This is a genomic window from Vibrio sp. 10N.286.48.C11 (assembly GCF_041469805.1).
Lineage (GTDB): Bacteria > Pseudomonadota > Gammaproteobacteria > Enterobacterales > Vibrionaceae > Vibrio > Vibrio crassostreae_C.
This window is the reverse complement of sequence record NZ_JBFRLK010000019.1, coordinates 13387-34933: the sequence shown is the minus strand read 5'-3', so window position 1 is coordinate 34933 and position 21547 is coordinate 13387. Positions and strand designations below refer to the sequence as shown.

Annotated in this window: 19 protein-coding genes; 9 read left to right on the top strand and 10 right to left on the bottom strand. The window is 43.6% G+C overall.

Annotated elements, in window-relative coordinates; genetic code table 11:
* Positions 1 to 73 precede the first annotated feature (73 nt).
* From AB4209_RS06525 to phaC, 5 genes are all read left to right on the top strand, one after another.
* The gene (locus AB4209_RS06525) at positions 74 to 757 is read left to right on the top strand and encodes an SH3 domain-containing protein (protein ID WP_136979884.1); all 684 of its coding nucleotides are present in this window, start codon (positions 74 to 76) and stop codon (positions 755 to 757) included.
* Positions 758 to 1286: 529 nt separating this feature from the next.
* Complete coding sequence (locus AB4209_RS06520; protein WP_017062618.1) at positions 1287 to 2027, top strand: SDR family oxidoreductase; 741 nt, start codon at positions 1287 to 1289, stop codon at positions 2025 to 2027.
* Between the two features lie 26 nt (positions 2028 to 2053).
* On the top strand, positions 2054 to 3265 hold the full coding sequence (locus AB4209_RS06515) for an acetyl-CoA C-acetyltransferase (RefSeq protein ID WP_029236542.1): 1212 nt from the start codon (positions 2054 to 2056) through the stop codon (positions 3263 to 3265).
* Positions 3266 to 3395: 130 nt separating this feature from the next.
* Complete coding sequence (locus tag AB4209_RS06510; protein WP_017062616.1) at positions 3396 to 3743, top strand: phasin family protein; 348 nt, start codon at positions 3396 to 3398, stop codon at positions 3741 to 3743.
* 75 nt (positions 3744 to 3818) lie between these two features.
* Positions 3819 to 5660 carry a class I poly(R)-hydroxyalkanoic acid synthase gene (phaC, locus tag AB4209_RS06505; protein WP_372055223.1) on the top strand — a complete coding sequence of 614 codons (1842 nt, stop codon included), beginning with the start codon at positions 3819 to 3821 and terminating at the stop codon, positions 5658 to 5660.
* Positions 5661 to 5787: 127 nt separating this feature from the next.
* Here phaC and AB4209_RS06500 read toward each other — a convergent pair whose 3' ends face one another.
* From AB4209_RS06500 to napF, 6 genes are all read right to left on the bottom strand, one after another.
* The gene (locus AB4209_RS06500; protein ID WP_372055221.1) at positions 5788 to 5925 is read right to left on the bottom strand and encodes a TIGR02808 family protein; all 138 of its coding nucleotides are present in this window, start codon (positions 5923 to 5925) and stop codon (positions 5788 to 5790) included.
* 11 nt (positions 5926 to 5936) lie between these two features.
* Positions 5937 to 6518: a NapC/NirT family cytochrome c gene (locus AB4209_RS06495; protein WP_009845456.1), complete on the bottom strand. Its 582-nt coding sequence runs from the start codon at positions 6516 to 6518 to the stop codon at positions 5937 to 5939.
* 29 nt (positions 6519 to 6547) lie between these two features.
* Positions 6548 to 7009, bottom strand: a complete 462-nt coding sequence (locus tag AB4209_RS06490) for a nitrate reductase cytochrome c-type subunit (RefSeq protein ID WP_017062614.1) — start codon at positions 7007 to 7009, stop codon at positions 6548 to 6550.
* 125 nt (positions 7010 to 7134) lie between these two features.
* The gene (gene napA, locus AB4209_RS06485) at positions 7135 to 9624 is read right to left on the bottom strand and encodes a periplasmic nitrate reductase subunit alpha (protein ID WP_372055219.1); all 2490 of its coding nucleotides are present in this window, start codon (positions 9622 to 9624) and stop codon (positions 7135 to 7137) included.
* Positions 9621 to 9926, bottom strand: a complete 306-nt coding sequence (locus AB4209_RS06480) for a chaperone NapD (protein ID WP_019824440.1) — start codon at positions 9924 to 9926, stop codon at positions 9621 to 9623. The genes napA and AB4209_RS06480 overlap by 4 nt, the downstream gene beginning before the upstream one ends.
* 23 nt (positions 9927 to 9949) lie before the next feature.
* Positions 9950 to 10429, bottom strand: coding sequence for a ferredoxin-type protein NapF (gene napF, locus AB4209_RS06475; protein WP_017062611.1), 480 nt, complete (start codon positions 10427 to 10429; stop codon positions 9950 to 9952).
* A gap of 253 nt (positions 10430 to 10682) precedes the next feature.
* On the opposite strand from napF, the gene narQ reads away from it, so the two are divergent.
* Positions 10683 to 12413, top strand: a complete 1731-nt coding sequence (narQ, locus tag AB4209_RS06470; protein ID WP_017062610.1) for a nitrate/nitrite two-component system sensor histidine kinase NarQ — start codon at positions 10683 to 10685, stop codon at positions 12411 to 12413.
* Positions 12400 to 13032, top strand: a complete 633-nt coding sequence (locus tag AB4209_RS06465; RefSeq protein ID WP_017062609.1) for a response regulator — start codon at positions 12400 to 12402, stop codon at positions 13030 to 13032. Before narQ ends, AB4209_RS06465 begins: the two co-directional genes overlap by 14 nt.
* Before the next feature lie 202 nt (positions 13033 to 13234).
* On the opposite strand, the gene dcuC is transcribed toward AB4209_RS06465, so the two are convergent.
* From dcuC to AB4209_RS06445, 4 genes are all read right to left on the bottom strand, one after another.
* Positions 13235 to 14602, bottom strand: coding sequence for an anaerobic C4-dicarboxylate transporter DcuC (dcuC, locus tag AB4209_RS06460; protein WP_017062608.1), 1368 nt, complete (start codon positions 14600 to 14602; stop codon positions 13235 to 13237).
* Between the two features lie 377 nt (positions 14603 to 14979).
* Positions 14980 to 15231 carry a hypothetical protein gene (locus AB4209_RS06455; protein WP_133151380.1) on the bottom strand — a complete coding sequence of 84 codons (252 nt, stop codon included), beginning with the start codon at positions 15229 to 15231 and terminating at the stop codon, positions 14980 to 14982.
* 23 nt (positions 15232 to 15254) lie between these two features.
* The gene (locus tag AB4209_RS06450) at positions 15255 to 15455 is read right to left on the bottom strand and encodes a hypothetical protein (protein ID WP_080582262.1); all 201 of its coding nucleotides are present in this window, start codon (positions 15453 to 15455) and stop codon (positions 15255 to 15257) included.
* A 232-nt stretch (positions 15456 to 15687) separates the two neighbouring features.
* A complete protein-coding gene (locus AB4209_RS06445) occupies positions 15688 to 16404 on the bottom strand; it encodes a GntR family transcriptional regulator (RefSeq protein WP_009845448.1) in 717 nt (238 codons plus the stop codon).
* A 317-nt stretch (positions 16405 to 16721) separates the two neighbouring features.
* On the opposite strand from AB4209_RS06445, the gene mngA reads away from it, so the two are divergent.
* Positions 16722 to 18656: a PTS 2-O-a-mannosyl-D-glycerate transporter subunit IIABC gene (mngA, locus tag AB4209_RS06440; protein ID WP_017070591.1), complete on the top strand. Its 1935-nt coding sequence runs from the start codon at positions 16722 to 16724 to the stop codon at positions 18654 to 18656.
* 236 nt (positions 18657 to 18892) lie between these two features.
* Complete coding sequence (gene mngB / locus AB4209_RS06435) at positions 18893 to 21532, top strand: mannosylglycerate hydrolase (RefSeq protein ID WP_372055216.1); 2640 nt, start codon at positions 18893 to 18895, stop codon at positions 21530 to 21532.
* Positions 21533 to 21547: the final 15 nt, after the last annotated feature.

The following is a 21547-nucleotide window of genomic DNA, read 5'->3' as shown; positions in this document are numbered from 1 at the left end:
CTCTATTGAGAGTATAGATGAGCAGCAGCATGAGTTGATGTACACTTGAGACATACCTATAACGGAAGAGCTGGTGGATTTGATGAAAAAAGCGCTGATCGCTTTACTTGTGTTGTTGATATTGGGCGGAGGGGGAGGAGCGGCATACTACTTCTTGGTCATGAATAAAGACCCAATCCCACAAGAGAAAACGGAAGAGCCGGCGTTAGAAGCTACCGAGCAATCTGAATCTGAGCTTGTACCCATCATGGATCTTCAGCCTGAACCCGAGCAGACGGAATTTTACGTTTTGGAGAGAAAGCTTGAAGTGGTCGAGCAACCTGAAATTGATGGCTTGATAACGGATTACCTCTACAAAGGGGAAAAGGTGGAGGTACTCGAGAAACAGGGAGAATGGGCTCGTATCTCAGACTATATTGTCCTTAAAGATGGCGGCCCACAGACGGCGGAATGGGTCTCTATGTCAGGCTTATCGAATGATGAAGTCATTATTTCGGAAAAAGAAAGCAAAGAGATATTGGATTCCTATTTGGTTAAGTCTGATGATCTCAAGATCCATCAAGAGAAATTCCGTAATTCGGTGGCTAAACTGATCTCTGAGGGGGAGTGTGCCCCAAGTGATTTTGAAGAATTAGGCGGATGGGTGAAATCTGTTAAGTACAGCAATCGAGATGTCTATTTTATTTATTGTGGTGGGTTGTCCCTTGAAAACAAAATTTATCTTGATGTAAATACAAATGAAATATTTACGAAGTAAGATCCCACGCTCTATTTAATAATGCTATTTACTAAAGCCCACTCATAGGTTGAGTGGGCTTTTTTGTCTATCCATAATGTTCATCTTTCCCATTTAGAACGTTAATTATATCGAAGGTTATATAGAATAATTAGGAACCATTTATTAATGGCTAATAAGAGTTTTGTTATTATTCTCGTGATCAATCATTTCAAATTCCCACATTGCATTATTCTTGAAACAAGCTGAGAGATATAGATTTATCTCGTATTTACAAAGGCTTATCTGCTTGGTGATAAAAGTAAAATTAAACAAACCTTATTAATATCAGAGTCTTGCGTTGATTTACATAATTGTAACATTTCATTGGTTTTGGGATGCAAGTCTAGTTTTTAATCATAATACGAAAATATTTTATATTTGTAATAATAATTTTTGATTTTGAGTTGTAGGGTTTAATTAAAGCAAAACGTAAAGTTTAATTATCAACTAAGACATTATCTTATTAACATCATTGTTATTTAATTGCTTGTAAGGGATGGAACCATTAATGAAAAAGCTTGCTTTAATTACAGGGTCAAAAGGCGGTATCGGCTCAGCAATTTCCTCTAAATTAGTTGCAGACGGCTATCGTGTTATCGCGACTTATTTTACTGGAAATTACCAATGTGCCTTGGATTGGTTTAACGAAAAACAATTCACCGAAGATCAAGTGAGATTGTTTGAATTAGATGTTACCAATACTGCGGAATGTGCGCTGAGCTTAAGCAAGTTGTTAGAAGAAGAAGGCACGGTGGATGTGCTGGTCAATAACGCAGGTATTACACGTGATAGCGTCTTTAAAAAGATGGATGCCGAAGCGTGGAAAGATGTGATTGAAACGAACTTAAACAGTTTGTTCAACGTGACTCAACCTTTGTTCGCTCCTATGTGTGAAAAGGGTAACTGCCGTGTCATCAACATCTCTTCCGTCAATGGTCTTAAAGGTCAATTTGGACAGACTAACTACTCAGCAGCGAAAGCTGGAATGATTGGTTTTTCTAAAGCTTTGGCTGCAGAAGGCGCTCGTAGCGGCGTAACCGTGAACGTGATTGCCCCTGGCTACACAGCAACTCCTATGGTTGAGCAAATGAAGCCTGAAGTACTGGATTCAATCAAGAACCAAATTCCGATGAAACGCTTAGCAACACCTGTTGAAATTGCAGACGCAGTGGGCTTTTTAGCGAGTGAATCTGGCGCGTACATTACAGGCGAAACATTGTCTGTGAATGGCGGCTTGTACATGCAGTAATTGGCGAAACTGAAGGGGTTGGAATGATGGAAAAAGTATTTATTGTTGCGGCTAAGCGCACTCCTATTGGTGCATTTACCGGGTCGCTAAAAAACGTATCTGCGGGTGAACTGGCTGGCGTTGCGATCAAAGGTGCACTTGAGTCTGTCGATCTTTCGTTAGATGCGATTGATGAAGTAATCGTCGGCAACGTGATTTCGGCAGGTCAAGGCATGGGGGTTGCTCGTCAGGCTTCCATCTATGCAGGGCTTCCTGAGGAAACACCAGCATACGGCGTGAACATGATTTGCGGCAGCGGAATGAAATCAGTGATGGACGCAGCGGCGCACATCAAAGCACAAGATGCTGAAGTGGTTATTGCTGCTGGCGTTGAAGTGATGTCACAAATTCCTTTTGTGGTACCAGCGAGCGTTCGTAATGGTCACAAAATGGGTGACATCTCAATGAAAGACTTACTGGTTGGTGATGGCTTAACCGATGCGTTTAATCATTACCACATGGGCATGACCGCTGAAAATATCGCGAACACGTTGAATATTTCGCGCCTAGCTCAAGATAACTATGCCTTAGAAAGCCAACAAAAAGCCGTTGCTGCGATTGAGGCGGGTAAGTTTAACGAGCAAATCGTGCCTGTAGAAGTTAAGCAGCGCAGACAAACCGTCACTTTTGATACCGATGAGTATCCGAAGTCAGACGCGACATTCGAAGGTCTGCAAAAGCTTCGTCCAGCTTTTGACCGTGAAGGGTCTGTTACGGCAGGTAACGCTTCGGGCATCAATGATGGCGCGAGTGCAATCATCTTAGCCTCAGAGAGTGCAGTAGCGAAATACGGACTGACACCACTGGTAGAGCTAACGAGCTACGCACAGTCTGGATTAGATCCAAAGATTATGGGTTTAGGCCCAGTAGAAGCCGTTTCTAAAACGCTTGATAAGGCGAATCTCACTCTAGAAGAAGTAGATTTGTTTGAATTGAATGAAGCGTTTGCAGCACAAGCTCTTGGCGTAATGTACCAATTGTCAGAGCAGCATGACTTACCGCTTGATGAGTTCAAGCCAAAGGTCAATGTGAATGGTGGTGCAATCGCGCTTGGCCATCCTTTAGGTGCTTCAGGCAATCGAATTATTGTTTCACTCATCCATGAAATGCTTGAACAGAAAACGACTTATGGCGTTGCTTCACTCTGTGTGGGTGGGGGAATGGGAACCGCTGTTTTGCTAAAAGGTATTGAAGGTTAGAGCCTGATATATCGGTAGCAAGCTTAAATATCGGATCAGCTTTTCAAAGCATCGCGAGTTAATCGATGAGCGTTGGCTGAAACGATAGTGACACAAATTTATTAAACTATGTATTCATCAGGAGTTACTTATGTACACGGATATTTTCAAAACAATTACTGACCAAACTGAAAAGCAATTTGAACCGTACTTAAAGTTCAACAAGTTGGTTGCAAAGAACGTCCAAACGATGACAGAACTGCAAATGAATGCAATGCAGACTTACACGAACATGGGTCTTGCGCAAATGAAAGCAGTGACTGAAATCAAAGACGTGACTAGCCTAACGGCGTTCAACAGCCAGCAACTAGCAGCGCTAACTCAATTGTCTCAACAGATGATGAGTGATAGCTCAAAAATGCAAGCTGCTGCAAAAGAGTTCAAAGAAGATGTTGAAACACTAACAACTGAAAACTTGAAAACAGTTACACCTGCATAAATAAAATCGCCATCGAGTCAGCACAGTGTTTACTGTGAGGCTCGGTGGCGATTTTCCGATTATTGGAGTCATGTTATGTTTCAACACTTCTTTTCGGACTACCTTGTTAAACTTCAACAAACAAACCAGCAATGGTGGGAAAACTTTGAACAAAACAAGGAAGCCGCGCAATCTCCCCTAAATCAAGCGATGCAAGAGTTGAATTTTGATGATGCGTCAAAAATCTTCGAGCAAGCCGCTAACCAACCCGCCGTTCTCCTTCAGTTACAATCCCAGTGGTGGGAACAGCAACTTAAGATTTGGCAAAATGCCGCACTGATGGGTAATACCGAAAGCGTCATTACTGAAGAGCGCAGTGATAAACGCTTTATTGATGAAGCGTGGAAAAATGACCCGTTTTACAGCTTTATCAAGCAGTCTTATTTGTTATTCAGCAAAAGCTATATAGACACCATTAATTCAATCGAAGGCATAGACGAGAAAACCAAGGAACGTGTGGCGTTCTTTTCACGTCAGGCTATCAATGCTCTTTCTCCTAGTAACTTCATTGCGACTAACCCAGAGTTGATGAAGCTAACGCTTGAGCGCAATGGTGAGAACTTGCTAGATGGGCTAGAGCAGCTACAAGCTGACGTTGAAGCGAGCGCGGATATCCTCAAGATCCGTATGACCAACAATAATGCCTTCCGATTAGGTGTTGATGTTGCGAACACGGAAGGTGATGTCGTTTTTCAAAATGATCTGTTCGAGCTTATTCAATACTACCCAAAAACACCTCAGGTGAACGCCACGCCTTTGTTGATCGTTCCTCCATTCATCAATAAGTACTACATTCTCGACCTTCGTGAAAAGAACTCAATGGTTCGTTGGTTGCTTGAGCAAGGGCACAGCGTCTTCATGATGTCTTGGCGCAACCCAGGTGAAGCGCAAAAAGACTTAGAGTTCGGTGACTATGTCACGGAAGGCGTAGCGAAAGCCGTGACGGCAATTGAAGATATCACGGGTAAAGAGCAAATCAATGCTGCAGGTTACTGCATTGGTGGTACTGTTCTCGCTTCAACGGTCGCTTACTATGCTGCTAAAAGAATGAAGAAACGCATTAAAACTGCGACCTTTTTTACGACTCTATTAGACTTCTCTCAGCCGGGAGAGGTTGGCGCATATATCAATGAAACGATCATTAACGCCATTGAGAAACAGAACGATGCTAAAGGATTCATGGATGGTCGTTCATTAAGCGTGACATTCAGTTTGCTTCGTGAAAACAGCCTGTACTGGAACTACTACATTGATAACTACCTAAAAGGCAGCAGCCCAATGGAGTTTGATCTGTTGTACTGGAACAGTGACAGCACTAACGTTGCAGCTAAATGCCATAATTTCTTGCTGCGTGAGCTTTACCTTGAGAATAAACTTGTTCAAGACAAAGGCGTGAAAGTAGGCGGTGTCTGGATTGATCTCAATAAGATAAAAATACCAAGCTACTTCATTTCAGCGAAAGAAGATCATATCGCGCTTTGGCAGGGGACTTACCGTGGTGCCTTGAATACCGGTGGCAACAAGACGTTCGTGCTTGGTGAATCTGGTCATATCGCGGGTATTGTTAACCATCCAGATAAGAAGAAGTACGGGTTCTGGCTGAATGACAACCTAGACGACTCGGCGGATGAGTGGCTAACTAATGCGACTCATAATGAGGGGTCTTGGTGGACACACTGGAATCAGTGGCTACAAGGTTTTGAAACTGACGAAAAAATCGAACCTTTCAATCAAGGCTCAGAGCTTAATCCTGTGATTGGCAAAGCGCCAGGCAACTATGTAAAACAGGTGCTGCCGATTGTCGATCAAGAGCAGGTTGATAAAGAGACCGCAGAGAAAGAAGCGCCAGAAAACGAAGCGCCAGAAAACGAAGCTTAGGGCGTTAAGTCACATTCAATTATAAAGATACACAACGTCAGATAATAAAAAAGCCACTGAAATCAGTGGCTTTTTCGTATCAACTCATATCAGAATTATCTGGTAGAAGTTGATGGAATCTCGATTGTTAATCGATTTCTTTGTCTTTACCCATAGATAAAATCCAAAGAGATACGGCTGCAACAGCTGCAAAGCCACCAAGAATGATAACTGGCATAGCGCTGTAACCTAGGATGTGCCAAATTACGCTTTCTAAAGTACTCATTCAATCGCTCCTTATTGCCAGCCTTCAACGCCGTGCATGTCTGGTAGTTTGTGTGCAATACCTTTGTGACAGTCTACACACGTTTTTTCACCAGAAGCTAGCGCAGTCGAGTGTTGTTTCGCACTACGGGGGCTCTGCTCTGAGAAGTCCATGTAATCGAACTGGTGACAGTTACGACACTCAAGTGAATCGTTCTTCTTCAATCGAGCCCATTCGCGTTCCGCTAGGTGAGCACGACGTGCTTTGAACTTTTCTTCAGTATTGATGGTTTTCGCAATAAAGTGTGCGTATAGCTCTTTAGATGCTTGAACCTTACGAACAATTTTATCTGTCCATTCATGAGGAACGTGACAGTCTGAACAGATAGCACGAACACCAGAACGGTTAGAGTAGTGAATTGTCTCTTGGATTTCAGCAACGATAGGTGCGTGACAGCCAGAACAGAATTCTTCCGTGTTGGTTGCCTCCATACCCGTGTTGAATGCACCCCAGAACAAAAGACCACCCGAGAAACCCAAGAACAAAACAACGCCTACGGCTGCTTTGCTTGGTGTCGCAAGTCTTTTCCAAAACGCTTTAAGTAATTTTATCATATATAGCCTCTCTTACAGTCCGGCTACGATTAACGCAGTGAATCTACAGGTTTGAACTCGTTCTCAACTAGTGGCTTAGCATTAGCTTGAGGTACGTGACACTGTAGACAGAAGTAACGACGAGGTGATACGTCTGCAAGTACCGCATCTTCACGGTTCATGTAGTGAGTTACACTCACTTTAGTAGCACCCATTTCTTTTGCGTTTTTCCAGCTGTGGCAAGAAAGACACTTGTTAGCGTTAAGAGAAACTTCATAGCTACGAATAGTATGAGGCACTAGAGGTGGTTGGTATACGTAGTCACTCTCAAGTACTTGGTCACGAGGGAACTTTTTGAAGTCATCTGCTGCGCGAGTTGCTTCAAGTTCACTTGCACCACGTAGAGATTCTACGCCACCAATGCCGCCTGGGTTATCCAGTTCAGCTTCAGCTTGAACTGCACCAGCTAGCAAAAGACCAGCTGATAGTAGGGCAGTAATCAGTTTTTTCATGGTTAATTTCTCCGCCTAAAGGCTAATTCTTTGAGTGGACTACTTCTTTCAAAAAGTAACGAAAAAAGCAGTCGCAATATTAAAAACGTCAGATCTACGAGCTAAGTGGTAAGAACATATTGTCCTTAAGCGACCTTAGTGATCTTAACTGGACACTTCTTGTAATCCGTCTGTTTAGATAGAGGATCCGTTGCATCCAAGATCAACTTGTTGATCAGAATTCTTGCATCAAAGAATGGTACGAATACCAAGCCTTGTGGTGGACGGTTACGACCACGAGTTTCAACACGAACGCGTACTTCACCACGTTTGTTTTCGATAAGAACTTCATCACCACGGCGAAGACCACGAGCTTTAGCATCAGCAGGGTGGATGTAACAAAGTGCATCCGGTACTGCTTTGTAAAGTTCTGGTACACGACGAGTCATAGTACCTGTGTGCCAGTGCTCAAGAACACGACCTGTACATAGCCACATATCGTATTCATCGTTTGGTACTTCAGGTGGCGCTTCGTATGGTGCATTGATGATCAGTGCTTTACCATCTGGTTTGCCGTAGAAGTCCCAATCAGAACCTTTCTTAGCATATGGATCTGAACCTTCTTTAAAGCGCCATAGTGTCTCTTTACCGTCAACAACAGGCCAACGTAGACCACGAACTTGGTGGTAGCGATCGTATGGTGCTAAATCGTGACCGTGGCCGCGACCAAAGGCTGCGTATTCTTCGAATAGACCTTTTTGAACGTAGAAACCTTGAGCTTGTGCATCGTCGTTAAGCTCTTGAGCTTCAGACAGTGGGAATGCATCAACGTTGCCGTTTTTGTAAAGCACGTCGTACATGGTTTTGCCACGGTACTCAGGCATTTTCGCAACCAGTTCTTCACCCCAAACTTCTTCAATAGTGAAGCGCTTAGAGAATTCCATGATTTGCCATAGGTCAGACTTAGCTTCACCTACAGTTTTCACTTGTTGGTACCATGCTTGTGTACGACGCTCTGCGTTACCGTAAGCGCCTTCTTTCTCAATCCACATTGCTGTTGGAAGGATGAGGTCAGCCGCTTGAGCTGTTGCCGTTGGGTACGGGTCAGAACATACAATGAAGTTATCTGGGTTACGGTAACCTGGCAGACGTTCAGTGTTGATGTTTGGACCCGCTTGCATGTTGTTGTTACACATTACCCAGTAAGCGTTGATTTTACCGTCTTTCAACATACGGTCTTGAAGAACAGCGTGAGCGCCGGGTACCGGTGGAATGGTGCCTTCTGGAAGTTTCCAGATATCTTCTGCAATTTTACGGTGTTTAGGGTTAGCAACCACCATATCGGCAGGTAAACGGTGAGCGAATGTACCAACTTCACGCGCTGTACCACACGCTGACGGTTGGCCAGTTAGTGAGAATGGGCTGTTACCTGGAGTAGAAATCTTACCTGTAAGAAGGTGGATGTTGTACACAAGGCTGTTCATCCATACGCCACGAGTATGTTGGTTCATACCCATAGTCCAAAGTGACATTACTTTGATGTTTGGATCGGCATATTGCTTAGCCAGCTTGATAAGGTCTTCTTGAGATACACCTGACATTTCAGACGCTTTCTCAACTGTGTATTCAGCAACAGACGCTTTGTAGTCTTCGAAAGAGATAGCAGTCATTTCGCCTGAGTTAGGGTTTGCGGCTGCTTTCTGTAGTGGATCATCGTCACGCAGACCGTAACCGATGTCTGTCGTTGCTTGCTTGAAGTTCGTGTGCTTGTTCACGAAGTCCCAGTTAACCGCATCGTTTTGGATGATGTAGTTTGCGATGAAGTTTGCGATCGCAAGGTCAGACTGAGGGTTGAAGATGTAACCCGTGTCTGCAAGCTCGAAAGAACGGTGGTAGTAAGTAGACAGTACGTTTACTTTAACGTGTGGGTGGCTTAGACGACGGTCTGTAATACGAGTCCATAGTACTGGGTGCATTTCTGCCATGTTTGAACCCCACAGTACGAATGCGTCTGCGTGTTCAAAGTCATCGTAACAACCCATTGGCTCATCAATACCGAAAGTGCGCATGAAGCCTACTACAGCAGAAGCCATACAGTGACGAGCGTTTGGATCTATGTTGTTTGAACGGAAACCCGCTTTCATCATCTTAACGGCTGCGTAGCCTTCCATTACTGTCCATTGGCCTGAACCGAACATACCAACACCTGTTGGACCGTTCTTCTTCAGTGAAGCTTTCCATTTCTCAGCCATCACGTCGAACGCTTTGTCCCAAGATACGGGTGCGAAATCACCATCTTTATGGAACTCACCGTCTTTCATGCGAAGTAGAGGAGTCTCAAGACGGTCTTTACCGTACATGATTTTTGAAAGGAAGTAGCCTTTAATACAGTTAAGGCCTTTGTTTACAGGAGCTTCTGGATCGCCTTGAGTCGCAACCACTTTACCGTTTTGAGTACCTACTAGTACTGAACAGCCCGTACCACAAAAACGACAAGGCGCTTTATCCCACGTGATTTTTGTTTGATCAGAGCTAGCAATCAGGTTGGTTGCTGTTGCCGGTAGAGTTACACCTGCAACGGCTGCCGCTGATGCAGCTGCGTTTGCTTTCACAAACGCACGTCTTGTCATTTTCATACTTCACCCTCAAGTTGAGAATTGTTGCTTCCAGTTTCTAAATCCGTTTCGTCCAGTCCAGTCTCGATTTGGTGATAAACCAAAGCTGTCCCTAAAACGTTCGTAATATTATTAATTTCTTCGATGGTGTCCGTTACAAAACCTTGGTTCTCGGTTTCTAGGACCACGATGATTTTGCCTTCAGGGCTGCTGCCGTAAATCTCTGCATTATCGAATTGCTCGATTTGTGCTTTGATCTCGTCTAGATGCTCTGGGCTCACATGCACGACTAAACTTGATATATGCACTTCATTTAGTGCCATAAATTGCTCTCGTTATTTTTGTTTTATGCATTACTCACAAGAATAGCCGAAGTAGGGCAAATTGCTACGCAGGCCCCACAACCGCTACACTCATCTAACTCGATTTTTGGTAGAGCAACACTGCCTGCTCTAAGTTCAAATTGAATGGCCATAGGTTCACACATGTCACCACAGCTTCGGCATTCAACATTTTGTTGCGCTAAACACTTATCAGAGATTTGTGCTTTTGCTTGCCAAGGCTCTCCTTGCTTTGGCTTAAAAATGGGTTCGGGACAAACATCTGCACATTGATAGCAGAACGTACACTCATCAATAGAGAAATCTACAGTGGGAAAACCACCATCGCCTACAATGATTATCTTAGTCTCACAACTCTCGATGCATTTACCGCAGCGAGTACAGTCATCTGTAAAGCTTTCTAGGCTGTCAATCCAAGGCAAACGAATCTGGCTTGAGTCAACTTTTCGTCTTGAAAAAAGACGGCGTTTTGATAGATCTACCACTAGATACCTATAGATGTTACTAAGATGTTGTAATTGTAGGTCATTATTCTATTAATATCTTGTAATGAGTCCTCACAAGTAGTGTAGTTTTAGAAACAATTGTATAAATACCCCCTAAGGGCTAATTGGGGGCATATATTGTCTTAGATCAATAAATTACGGAGCGAGTGATCACATATTGAATGGAGCTATGATTTTTGATGTGTGACAATACGATATCGCTGGCAAGTCATTTATCAATAGGAAGGCACTTTTGCTTATAAAACCGGTTTCATCTGTAACAAGTACGATAGCAAAATCTTTGCTCTCTATACTGCTGTTGTCGGTTGCTACGACTGGCTTTGCCATCTTTACTTTGGCTTCAAGTTTGAATGATGCGGAAGCGGTTAACGTGGCCGGTTCAATGCGAATGCAAAGCTACCGTTTAGCCCATGATATTCAAATAGAATCTGTCGATTATGAATCTCATATTCGTGAATTCGAAAGTTCTCTTTACTCGCCATCCATGACCAATTTGGTCAGTTGGAATGTTCCGACAGACATCACAGAAGATTACTATTTAATTATCGGCCGTTGGCATGAGCTAAAACAGGTCTTGAATAGCGAAGAGCGCGATCACTATCTCGTGTTGGTTGAAAACTTCGTGGCTGAAATCGATGGCTTCGTTTATAAGCTGCAAGAGTTCTCTGAAGACAAGTTAATAAAGTTAGCGTGGGCTGGTGGTATCGGCCTTGGTGGGATTCTGGTCATATCTCTTTTTGTTGTTCACTTTGTACGTAAACAGGTTGTTAAACCGCTACATGCTCTTGTCGGTGCGAGCCAAAGAATCAAAAACAGCGACTTCGAGGTAGAACTCAAGGTGACCAGTAACAACGAAATGGGCATTTTGACCAAAACCTTCAACTCGATGGCCAAAGATTTAGGCGTGCTTTATCGAAACCTTGAAGATGTGGTGGATGCAAAGACGATTGAGTTGCAAAATGCGAACCAGTCGCTGCAGGCACTTTATAACTCGTCACAAGAGCTCACGGTGACGCGTATTGCTCCTGAAAACTTCCGAGCTATCTTGCAGCATCTCGTGAGCTTGGAAGGGATTGGATCACTGAGGCTCGAGATTGTCGATAACTCAGGCCGTTCATTGATTATGGATGAAGGTTACGATTCGAATTTAGACTACGAAAAGTTTGAGATGAAACTCGACGATAACGAACTTATTCTCGGCTATTTATACTGTTCATATCACCACGGGCACTCAACTAAAGCTCTGATCGAAAGCTTCATTCAACTGCTATCGAGAGCGATCTACTACAATCGTGCTCAAAAGAAAGCTGAACAGCTTATTATCATGGAAGAGCGTGCCACGATTGCACGTGAACTCCACGATTCATTGGCTCAATCACTGTCGTACTTGAAAATTCAAGTTACACTATTAAAGCGTGTGATTGGCAAACTGCCAGAGCAACAGCACCGAGAGCAATCTGAACAAATCGCGTCTGAGATCGGAAACGGCTTAGCCGACGCTTATACCCAGTTAAGAGAGCTACTCACCACATTTAGGTTGACCATTAAAGAGGGCAACTTTGGAGACGCCTTAAGTACCATGCTTGAGGCGCTCAGCGAGAGAACCGATGCGAAGATTAACCTCACTAATAATCTCTCATCGATCGAGCTTGATGCGCATAGTCAGGTTCACTTGCTTCAATTGATTCGTGAAGCAACAATAAATGCAATAAAACACGCCAATGCCGACTTGATAGATGTATGCTGTATCGATGAGGACGGTGAAGTATTAGTCGTGATAAAAGATAATGGAGATGGCTTTGACTCAAGTAGTTCCAAGGTGAACCACTACGGGATGAGCATTATGCAGGAGCGTGCGGCAAGACTGAATGGCGACTTGACGATTGAAGCGGCGCAAGGTGAAGGCTGTACAGTCATATTGAAATATAAAAGTTTGAAGGAAGTTAAAGTTGACGATTTGTAAAGTAATGCTGGTTGATGATCATCCATTGATGCGCAGAGGTATAAGCCAATTACTGAGCTTTGAAGACGAATTCGAAGTGATTGCAGAAGCAAGTAACGGCACTGAAGCGGTTGCTCTTGCTCATGAAGAAGAACCTGATTTGATCCTTTTGGATCTCAATATGAAGGGCATGTCTGGTTTAGATACCTTGAAAGCACTTCGCACTGACGGTTCTAGCGCAAACATTGTTATTCTAACGGTTTCTGATAGCCCTGCAGACATTGAAGCGATTGTAAAAGCAGGCGCTGATGGCTACTTGTTGAAAGACACTGAACCCGATGAGTTAATTGAACTGCTTAAGCAAGCACACAGCGGTGACAAGGCTTACAGCAGTGTGGTTGCTCGTTACCTAAATGATGCTGGAAGCCGCAATGATATCTTCGAACAACTGACTGAACGTGAAATGCAGATCCTTCAAGAAGTCGCGAAAGGTTACCGTAATAAGCAGATCGCCGATCACCTGTTTATTTCTGAATCGACAGTTAAGGTACATATGAAAAGCTTGTTGAAAAAGCTGCAAGTGCCTTCCCGTACCGCTGCAACGGTTCTGTATCTAGAACGCTATGGTGAAATGAAGTAGGGCTTGTTCCTTTGAGATAACACTATTTCAAGCCTGACTGTTTATACATTTTGTACATGTCTCGATAGTTTTAACGATGTTGAGAAAGTGACATTAAAAAAGGCGCTGAACTTATTAAGTTCAGCGCCTTTTTGTTTACGCATTTTATATTCAGTATTGGTGTTCGTTTGTTCTTCGTTCTTTGAGATTAGAAACTTAAGGCTTACGCCGACATTGGAACCAATACAAGCGTACCGAAGATAACCGTAATAAGACCACAGATTACGGGTACAGACGTACGTTTTACGACTTCAAATGGGCTGATTTTACCCATACCAGAAGTCGCTACGATTACGCCAGATACTGGTGAAATTGTACGACCTAGGTTCGATGCTTGAAGCATTGGGATGATTAGGAACGCTGGGTTCAAGCCCATTTTCGCCGCTAATGATGGAGCCAGTTCTACGAATGCATAGAAAGGTGCATTACCTGAACCTGTCGCAATTGCCGCAGCAACCGTTAGACCTGTGAGGATAAGCATCAATGCGATGCCGCCTGCGCCTGCAGATTCGGCAAGACCGATTAGGTTATCAATTGCACCGATAGACATTAGACCTTGAGCAAATACGCCCGCCGCAACCAACAGCATTACCACGCCTTTGAACGCGTCAGCCATGCCTTGGTAGCAAGAGTCTAGATCTTCTAGTGTTTTCTCGCCGTCAAACTTCTTAACAACGTAATCGATAACTGCGCCTACGAAGATAGAACCTACCACAATAGTGTAGATATCAAGTGAAAGCCCTGGAATCGTACGACCGTTGAATAGGAAAACGCCGATGATAGGTAGGAATGGAAGTGCAGCGTAGAAAGCCGGCGCCGTTGTTTCGATTTCAGAAACGTCTACTTTTTCCATTGGTGTGTTTTCTTTCTTATCTAGGTATTTGTTCCAGAAGAAAGCCGCACCCGCCATCACGATGATCGCACAGATAGAAACAGGCAGTACCGTTTGAACAGCAAACACATCAAGAGACATGCCTGATTTTTCTGCCGCGATAACCACATCACCAGACGTTGGTGAAAGAATGATGGCTGCAGGTGACGCACAAACTGCAACTGCCGCTGGGCGAGAAATACCCATTGCCGTCATCATTGGGAATAGGGTTGCCATCAATAGCACACCAAGACCCGTTGCAGAACTTACTGCTAGAGACATCAGACACGCTACGATGTAAGCCGCAACAAGAAGTACATAGGGAGATTTGATCGCAGCAAGCGGTTTAGAGAACTGTTTCACTACCACGTTGTTAGCACCAATGTGCGTCATGTAAGAAGCAAAACCACAAAGAAGCATGATTTGCATGCCTAGGCCGCCCCCGCGGTACTGAAGCATGTATTTAACAAATTCTAGTGAGTCGGTAACCATGTTACCTGTTGAAGCTACCTTAGCTGGTAAGACTGTGTGACCAATAAGGCCGGTGATAAGAAGTAGGGCAAGGCCAGCAGTTAGTAATACACCCGCCGCTTTATAGCCTTTTACAATAAAGTAACCAACAGCAATAGTAATCACTAATCCGATCAAGAGCTCTAACATAGAAATCTCCACAAAGTTTAAAAAATATAAGAAAGTGTTTCAGAATATGACAATGAATGTACAGAAAACTGCACTGTGGCACGAGGCATAGTTGAGGTTGATATGATCTAAGACAAACATTTTTTTCGATGTTAATTGTGGTTGTAAATCGTGAATAACTACTGTTGTTTAGATGTTAATAAACAAATTTTGTGGCTTGTTAGAATATAACTTGGATCACCTTTGGTTGTTCTATTTGCATATGGTGGTGTTATTTTATAAATCGCGAGTATTTTTTGTACTTTGGAAGGAAACGTGTAACGAAGTGGGTATTTATCGGAGTAAAGAGGTGAGAATCTTAGCTTTTAAGCTTACTTACATTTAAAGATTACTTATGTTTAACGCCTACTTACTTCCCATAAGTAAGCGCTAAAACACAAGTTATAATAAGGCGATTCTTCAGCTTCTTCGTTTAACTCAGAACCTTCATTTAATACGACTTCGTCCTCGAGTACCACTTCTTCAACTTCTTCTGCGAATAGGGGCATAGAGAAAGCGATTAGAACTAAAGGTAGCTTTGGTAGGAATCGTGTGTATGAAATTGTATTTGCTAATGGGTGCGATGTTCGTGAGATAGTGTGTTTCGACATAATGGTTTTGTATATAAAGTGATTTAACACGACGAACTAAGTGTTAGTCTGATGAGTAGACAGTGATCGAATCGAACCGTTGGCATTGTCGGCGCAGGTTCCATCGCAATCGACTCCCAATTCATTTTTGGGGTCGGAATGGTATGCACGGATTGGATTAAGTGGAGGTGCTGATTGAATAAGCTCACTTCACTTACAGCGTCCTCAAGTTGTTTGGTATTCATCTGCATTCCTGTCGACTGTTGTTCTTGTAATTTGGCGCTTAGTTTATGGTCAAAGCGCCAGAACAGTATTTAAATGAATGTGAATGATCTTTCGTGAGGTTACTTGATATTGGTTTAGGAATATTTGGGTAGGAAAGTTGGTTTTATGATTGAGTTAACAGCATAGAAACACAGAGAACAAGGCGCTCTCTGTGTTGGTCATTTTGCTATTATCGAAACTCGCTGATGAGCATTATCTCTGGCGTCTGGCGACCAAAGTGAATCGGTAATCGTTAGATGTGAAGTAGTTGCGGCTGTATTCAAATACTGTGTTGTTAGCTAGGTAACCACGAGTACGTTTTTCAATAATCGGTTGAGCAGGGTCAATACCTAACTGTTTAGCAACGTCTTCAGGCGGAAGAATCGGTACCAATTCCTGCTCACTTCGATCAATCACCATGCCTTTGGTGTTCTCAATAAAGTCGTATTTTGATGTCTGCATCACTTGATAGGTGAGATCTGGGAATAGAGCAACAGGTAACCAAGTTTCTTCAACCGTGATTGGATTGTTGTCTATGAAGCGAACACGCTTTACGTAGAAAACTAATTCGCCTTCTTTAATATCTAGATGTTCAGACATCGCCAAAGAACAGGGCTTCATTTCAAAGGCCAGAACTTCACTGTGTGTAACCACATCCAAATGCGCCCACTTTTCTTGAAAGCTCGACTGTTTGTAGATGTCGTAATTGATCTTGTTCTCTTTTACGTAAGTGCCGCTGCCTTGAACGCTTTCAAGCTCATCGTTTTCGATCAGTAGTTTCAGTGCTTGCCTAACCGTTACGCGGCTTACCGAGAATACTTCACGCAATTGCGCTTCCGTTGGGAGTGCTTCTCCAACTTTATATTCTCCAGAACTGATCTTTTCTCTTATTGCATCGGCGATTTGGCGATACATAGGGAGTCTTGCCATTTTTGCCTCATTTGTGCGCTAGGACAACTAGACTTTGATTAACAACCTGTACCTTAAATACGTAAATTTGCTCTATATAAGCTTTGCTTTAAAGGTTAGTGTGAGCATCGTATCGGTGTTTTGTAGTACATATAATACAAATTAAACGATACATAACAAGCTTTCTTAAAGGATTTACCAATACAGTTTAAATACAAATTAAATACAAATATGTATTGATGAGATCGTGATCACGGATTAAATGTCTTGAAGTTGTATTATTCATCTCGTCGACAGGGACGACTGTCGTACTAATCCGTGACTATGGGACAAAGGTTATGAAACTTACTACTCTAACGAATAAGTCGCTCGTAAATCTGCAAACTACGTTTAGCAGTCGAGAAGAAGCGATTTACGCACTTGCTGACCAACTGAATCAGCAAGGCAAACTGCACAACAAACAAGAGTATCTTGATGCAGTATTTGCTCGTGAAGAGCAAGGCCCGACAGCGCTTGGCGAAGGCCTAGCAGTACCGCACGGCAAGACTGACGCGGTTAAAGAAGCTGGTTTCGCTGTTGCAACATTGAAAGAAGACATGAAATGGAAAGGCCTAGATGAAGACGAAGATGTGAATCTTATCTTCCTAATTGCCATTCCAAATGCAGAAGCGGGTTCTACCCACATGCACCTGCTGACCGAACTGACAACCACATTGGTTGATGACGATGTTCGTGAAGCAGTATTAAAAGCAACAACCGCTGATGAAATCTTCGCGCTTCTTGATGGCGATAATCAGCAAGAAGAAAAACAAGACAACTTAGATACAAATGCGCCGACAATTGTATGTGTTACTGCTTGCCCTGCAGGCATTGCTCACACCTATATGGCTGCAGAATACCTTGAAAAAGCGGGCAAAAAGCTTGGCTACAAGGTTCATGTTGAAAAGCAGGGCGCAAATGGCATTGAAGATCGTTTGACGGCTGAGCAATTAAACAATGCTGTGGCGTGTGTTTTTGCTGCTGAAGTCGCGATTAAAGAAGTGGATCGTTTTAACGGAATCCCTCGTGTTGAAACGCCAGTTGCAGAACCGATTAAACACGGTGAACGCATTCTAAATGAAGCGATTGAAGAGTCGAAAAAAGGTAACGGTGCAGAACGCACAGTGGCTACTGATGACAAACCGAAAAAACTGCCACTGAAAACTGAGCTTAAACAAGCGCTGCTTTCTGGTATTTCTTACGCAGTTCCTCTTATCGTTGCTGGTGGTACTGTTCTTGCGGTTGCTGTTCTTATCGCGCAAATTTTTGACCTGCAAGAGCTTTACGCAACAAAAGATTCTTGGCTGTGGATGTATCGTAAATTAGGTGGCGGCCTATTAGGTACATTAATGGTGCCAGTACTGGCAGCTTACACAGCATACTCATTAGCCGACAAACCGGCACTTGGTCCTGGTTTTGCTGCGGGTATTGCCGCAAACATCATTGGTTCTGGTTTCCTAGGCGGTGTTGTTGGTGGTTTGATTGCGGGTTACGTAATGCGTTGGGTAAAAGAGCATGTTCGCTTAGGCCCTGCATTTAACGGTTTCCTTACTTTCTACCTTTACCCTGTGATTGGTACTTTGGTAGCGGGTAGCTTGATGCTGTTTGTTATCGGTAAACCTGTTGCGTTCTTAAACCAAGGTTTAACGGACTGGTTGAACGGTATGTCAGGCACCAATGCGTTGTTATTGGGTGCAATTTTAGGTCTGTTTGTATCATTCGACCTAGGTGGTCCGGTAAACAAAGCTGCTTACGCATTCTGTTTAGGTGCAATGGCAAACGGTGTTTATGGTCCTTACGCAATCTTTGGCTCAGTAAAAATGGTATCGGCGTTCACGGTAACGGCTTCTACCATGATTGCTCCACGCTTATTCAAAGACTTTGAGATTGAAACCGGTAAATCTACATGGCTACTTGGTCTTGCGGGTATTACTGAAGGTGCAATCCCAATGGCGATTGAAGATCCAATCCGTGTAATCGGCTCATTCTTACTAGGCTCTGTAGTAACAGGTGCAATGGTGGGTGCGGCAGGTATTGGTCTATCCACTCCGGGCGCAGGTATCTTCTCTATTTTCTTGTTACACGATTCTGGTTTAGGCGCATTCTCTGCTGCTGCAATCTGGTTCGGTGCTGCGATTGTCGGCACAGTGATTTCAACCATTACTCTTCTGATGTGGCGTGGTCATGCTGTAAAAAAGGGTAAGTTTGAAGCAAGTACTGCAACACAGAACTAACTGAATTTTGAGTTAGCTCCTAACTCACTGCGAAATCAATATATAAAAAATAACAAACAACTGGCTGTCCTAAATACCTGTGCTCCTAACGGTTTTATTCACACAGATTCTGGGCGTGGTTTTCTGCACTCTAAATTTAGTGGCAGCCAATTTTAACCCCTTGAAAAACTTTAATTTAGTCGTATTTGAGTTCGAATTTTAGATTTACTCGAAGCGACACATTTAGGTAAATGATTATGACTACATCACGCGTACATATTACTCCACACATGCACTGGGATCGTGAATGGTATTTCACAACAGAAGAGTCTCGCATTCTTCTTGTGAACAACATGGAAGAAATCATGAACCGTCTGGAGAGTGATCCAGAATACAAATACTACGTTCTAGATGGTCAAACCGCTGTTCTAGAAGACTACTTTGCGATCAAACCAGAGAACACAGAACGCGTAAAAGCATTGGTTGAAGCGGGCAAGCTAATTATTGGCCCTTGGTATTCTCAAACCGACACAATGCAAGTTTCTGGTGAGTCAATTGTACGTAACATGATGTATGGCATTCGTGACTGTATGAAATTTGGCGATGCAATGAAGATCGGTTACCTACCAGATTCATTCAGCATGAGCTCACAGCTGCCGATGATCTACAACGGTTTCGACATCACGCGTGCAATGTTCTGGCGTGGTTGTTCAGAACGTCATGGCACCAACAAAACAGAATTCTTATGGCAATCAAACGACGGCAGTGAAGTTACGGCACAAGTGCTTCCGCTAGGTTACGCAATTGGCAAATACCTTCCACAAGACGAAGAAGGCTTGCGTGCTCGTTTAGATAAGTACTTCCCAGTGCTAGAAAAGCCATCGGTAACGAAAGACATTTTGCTGCCGAATGGCCATGACCAAATGCCGATTCAAAAAGACATCTTTGAAGTAATGGACAAGCTCCGCGAAATCTACCCAGATCGCGAATTCTCAATGAGCCGCTTTGAAGAAGTATTCGAAAAAGTAGAAGCGGCACGCGACCAACTCGATACAATCAAAGGTGAATTCAACGACGGAAAATACATGCGTGTTCACCGTACGATTTCTTCTACGCGTATGGACATCAAACTGATCCATGCAGAAATCGAAAACAAGATTGTAAATATCTTAGAACCGCTAGCATCTATCGCTTGGACATTAGGCTTTGAATACCACCACGGTTTGATTGAGAAAATGTGGAAAGAGAGCATGAAGAACCACGCTCATGACTCGATTGGCTGCTGCTGTTCTGACAAGGTTCACGCTGAGATCCTTAACCGTTACATCCTTGCGGACGACATGGCGACCAACCTGATTCATTTCTACAAGCGTAAGATTGTTGACCACATGCCAGATCGCGAAGGTTGCGACAAGTTGGCGATGTTTAACCTTTCTCCATACGAGCGTGAAGAAGTGGTGAACACAACCATTACTATCCGTGCTCAAGAATTCTCAATCTTTGATGAAAACGAAAACCCAGTTGAGTACTTCATCCAAGACAAGCGCCAAATTGACCCGGGTAAAGTAGACCGCCAAATCGTTCACTACGGTAACTACGACCCGTTCATGGAGTTTGATATTCAAATCAAACGCAGTGTTCCAGCAATGGGCTTCACCACGTTACACATCCAAGGTAACGAGAAGGGCGCTGTAAAAGTTGCCGAGCAAAAGGACTACCTATTAGAAAACGAATACTACCGAATCAATGTAAACGACAACGGTACTCTGACTATTTTCGATAAAGAGACAGAGCAAGTATTCGACCAAGTCCTTCGTTTAGAAGACGGCTCTGATGACGGCGATGAATACGACTACTCTCCATCTCGTCAAGAATGGTTACTGTACTCAGATGAATTCCCGGTAGAAACATCAATTGCCCACCAAGGCTTCCAATCGGTAGCGAACATCGCTTTCCGAATGAACGTACCTGCAAACCTTGCAGAGCGTGAAGAACGCACGGGTCAAAACGGATTCGTTGAAGCGCAATGCCAAGTGGTATTGAAGCAAGGTTCTCGCCGCATTGAAGTACGTATGGAACTAGACAACCAAGCCGACGACCACCGTGTACGTGTCTTAGTACCAACGCCATTCGTTTCTGAAACTGTGGTTGCGGATAACCAGTTCGGTTGTATTACTCGACCAACCAATGACCCAGCAATGGCGGTTTGGGAAGAAGAGAAGTGGAAAGAAGCACCGGTTCCGGTTTACCAACTGATGAACTTCGCTGCGTTAGAAAACGGTAACGCGGGCATCGCAATCATGTCGAATGGTCTACGTGAATTTGAAGTGATTGCATCTCAAGGTGACGAAAACCGAGATACCTTCGCACTGACACTATTCCGCGGTATCGGCGTGTTAGGTAAAGAAGAGCTATTGCTTCGTCCGGGTCGTCCTTCAGGTATCAAGATCCCGACACCAGATTCACAAGTGCGCGGCAAGTTAGTGTGTGAATTCACGCTGTGTGGATTCTCTGGTAACCACATTGACGCGAACATCATGGCGCAAGCACGTGACAATGTCACTCAAATCGAATGCTACAACAAGATCCCTTACAACGCGATGAAGCTGAATGTGGGTGAGCAAAACCTACCGATGAGTTTTAGCCTTCTGTCTAAGCAACAATCAGGCGCTGTGCTGAGTGTGCTGAAGAAAGCGGAAGATGAAGATGCGTTGATACTGCGTGTCTACAACCCGGCAGAAACAGGTTCAGTGTCAGATTCAATCTCCTTCACTCAAACCGTTTCAAGTTGGAAAGAGACAAGCATGGACGAGCGAGTACGCGAAGGTGATGTAGCATCTGAAGACTTCGGCCACTTGGCATCTTGCCAAGCAAAAACATTCCAAATTAAATTCTAATTTTAATCACCCGCT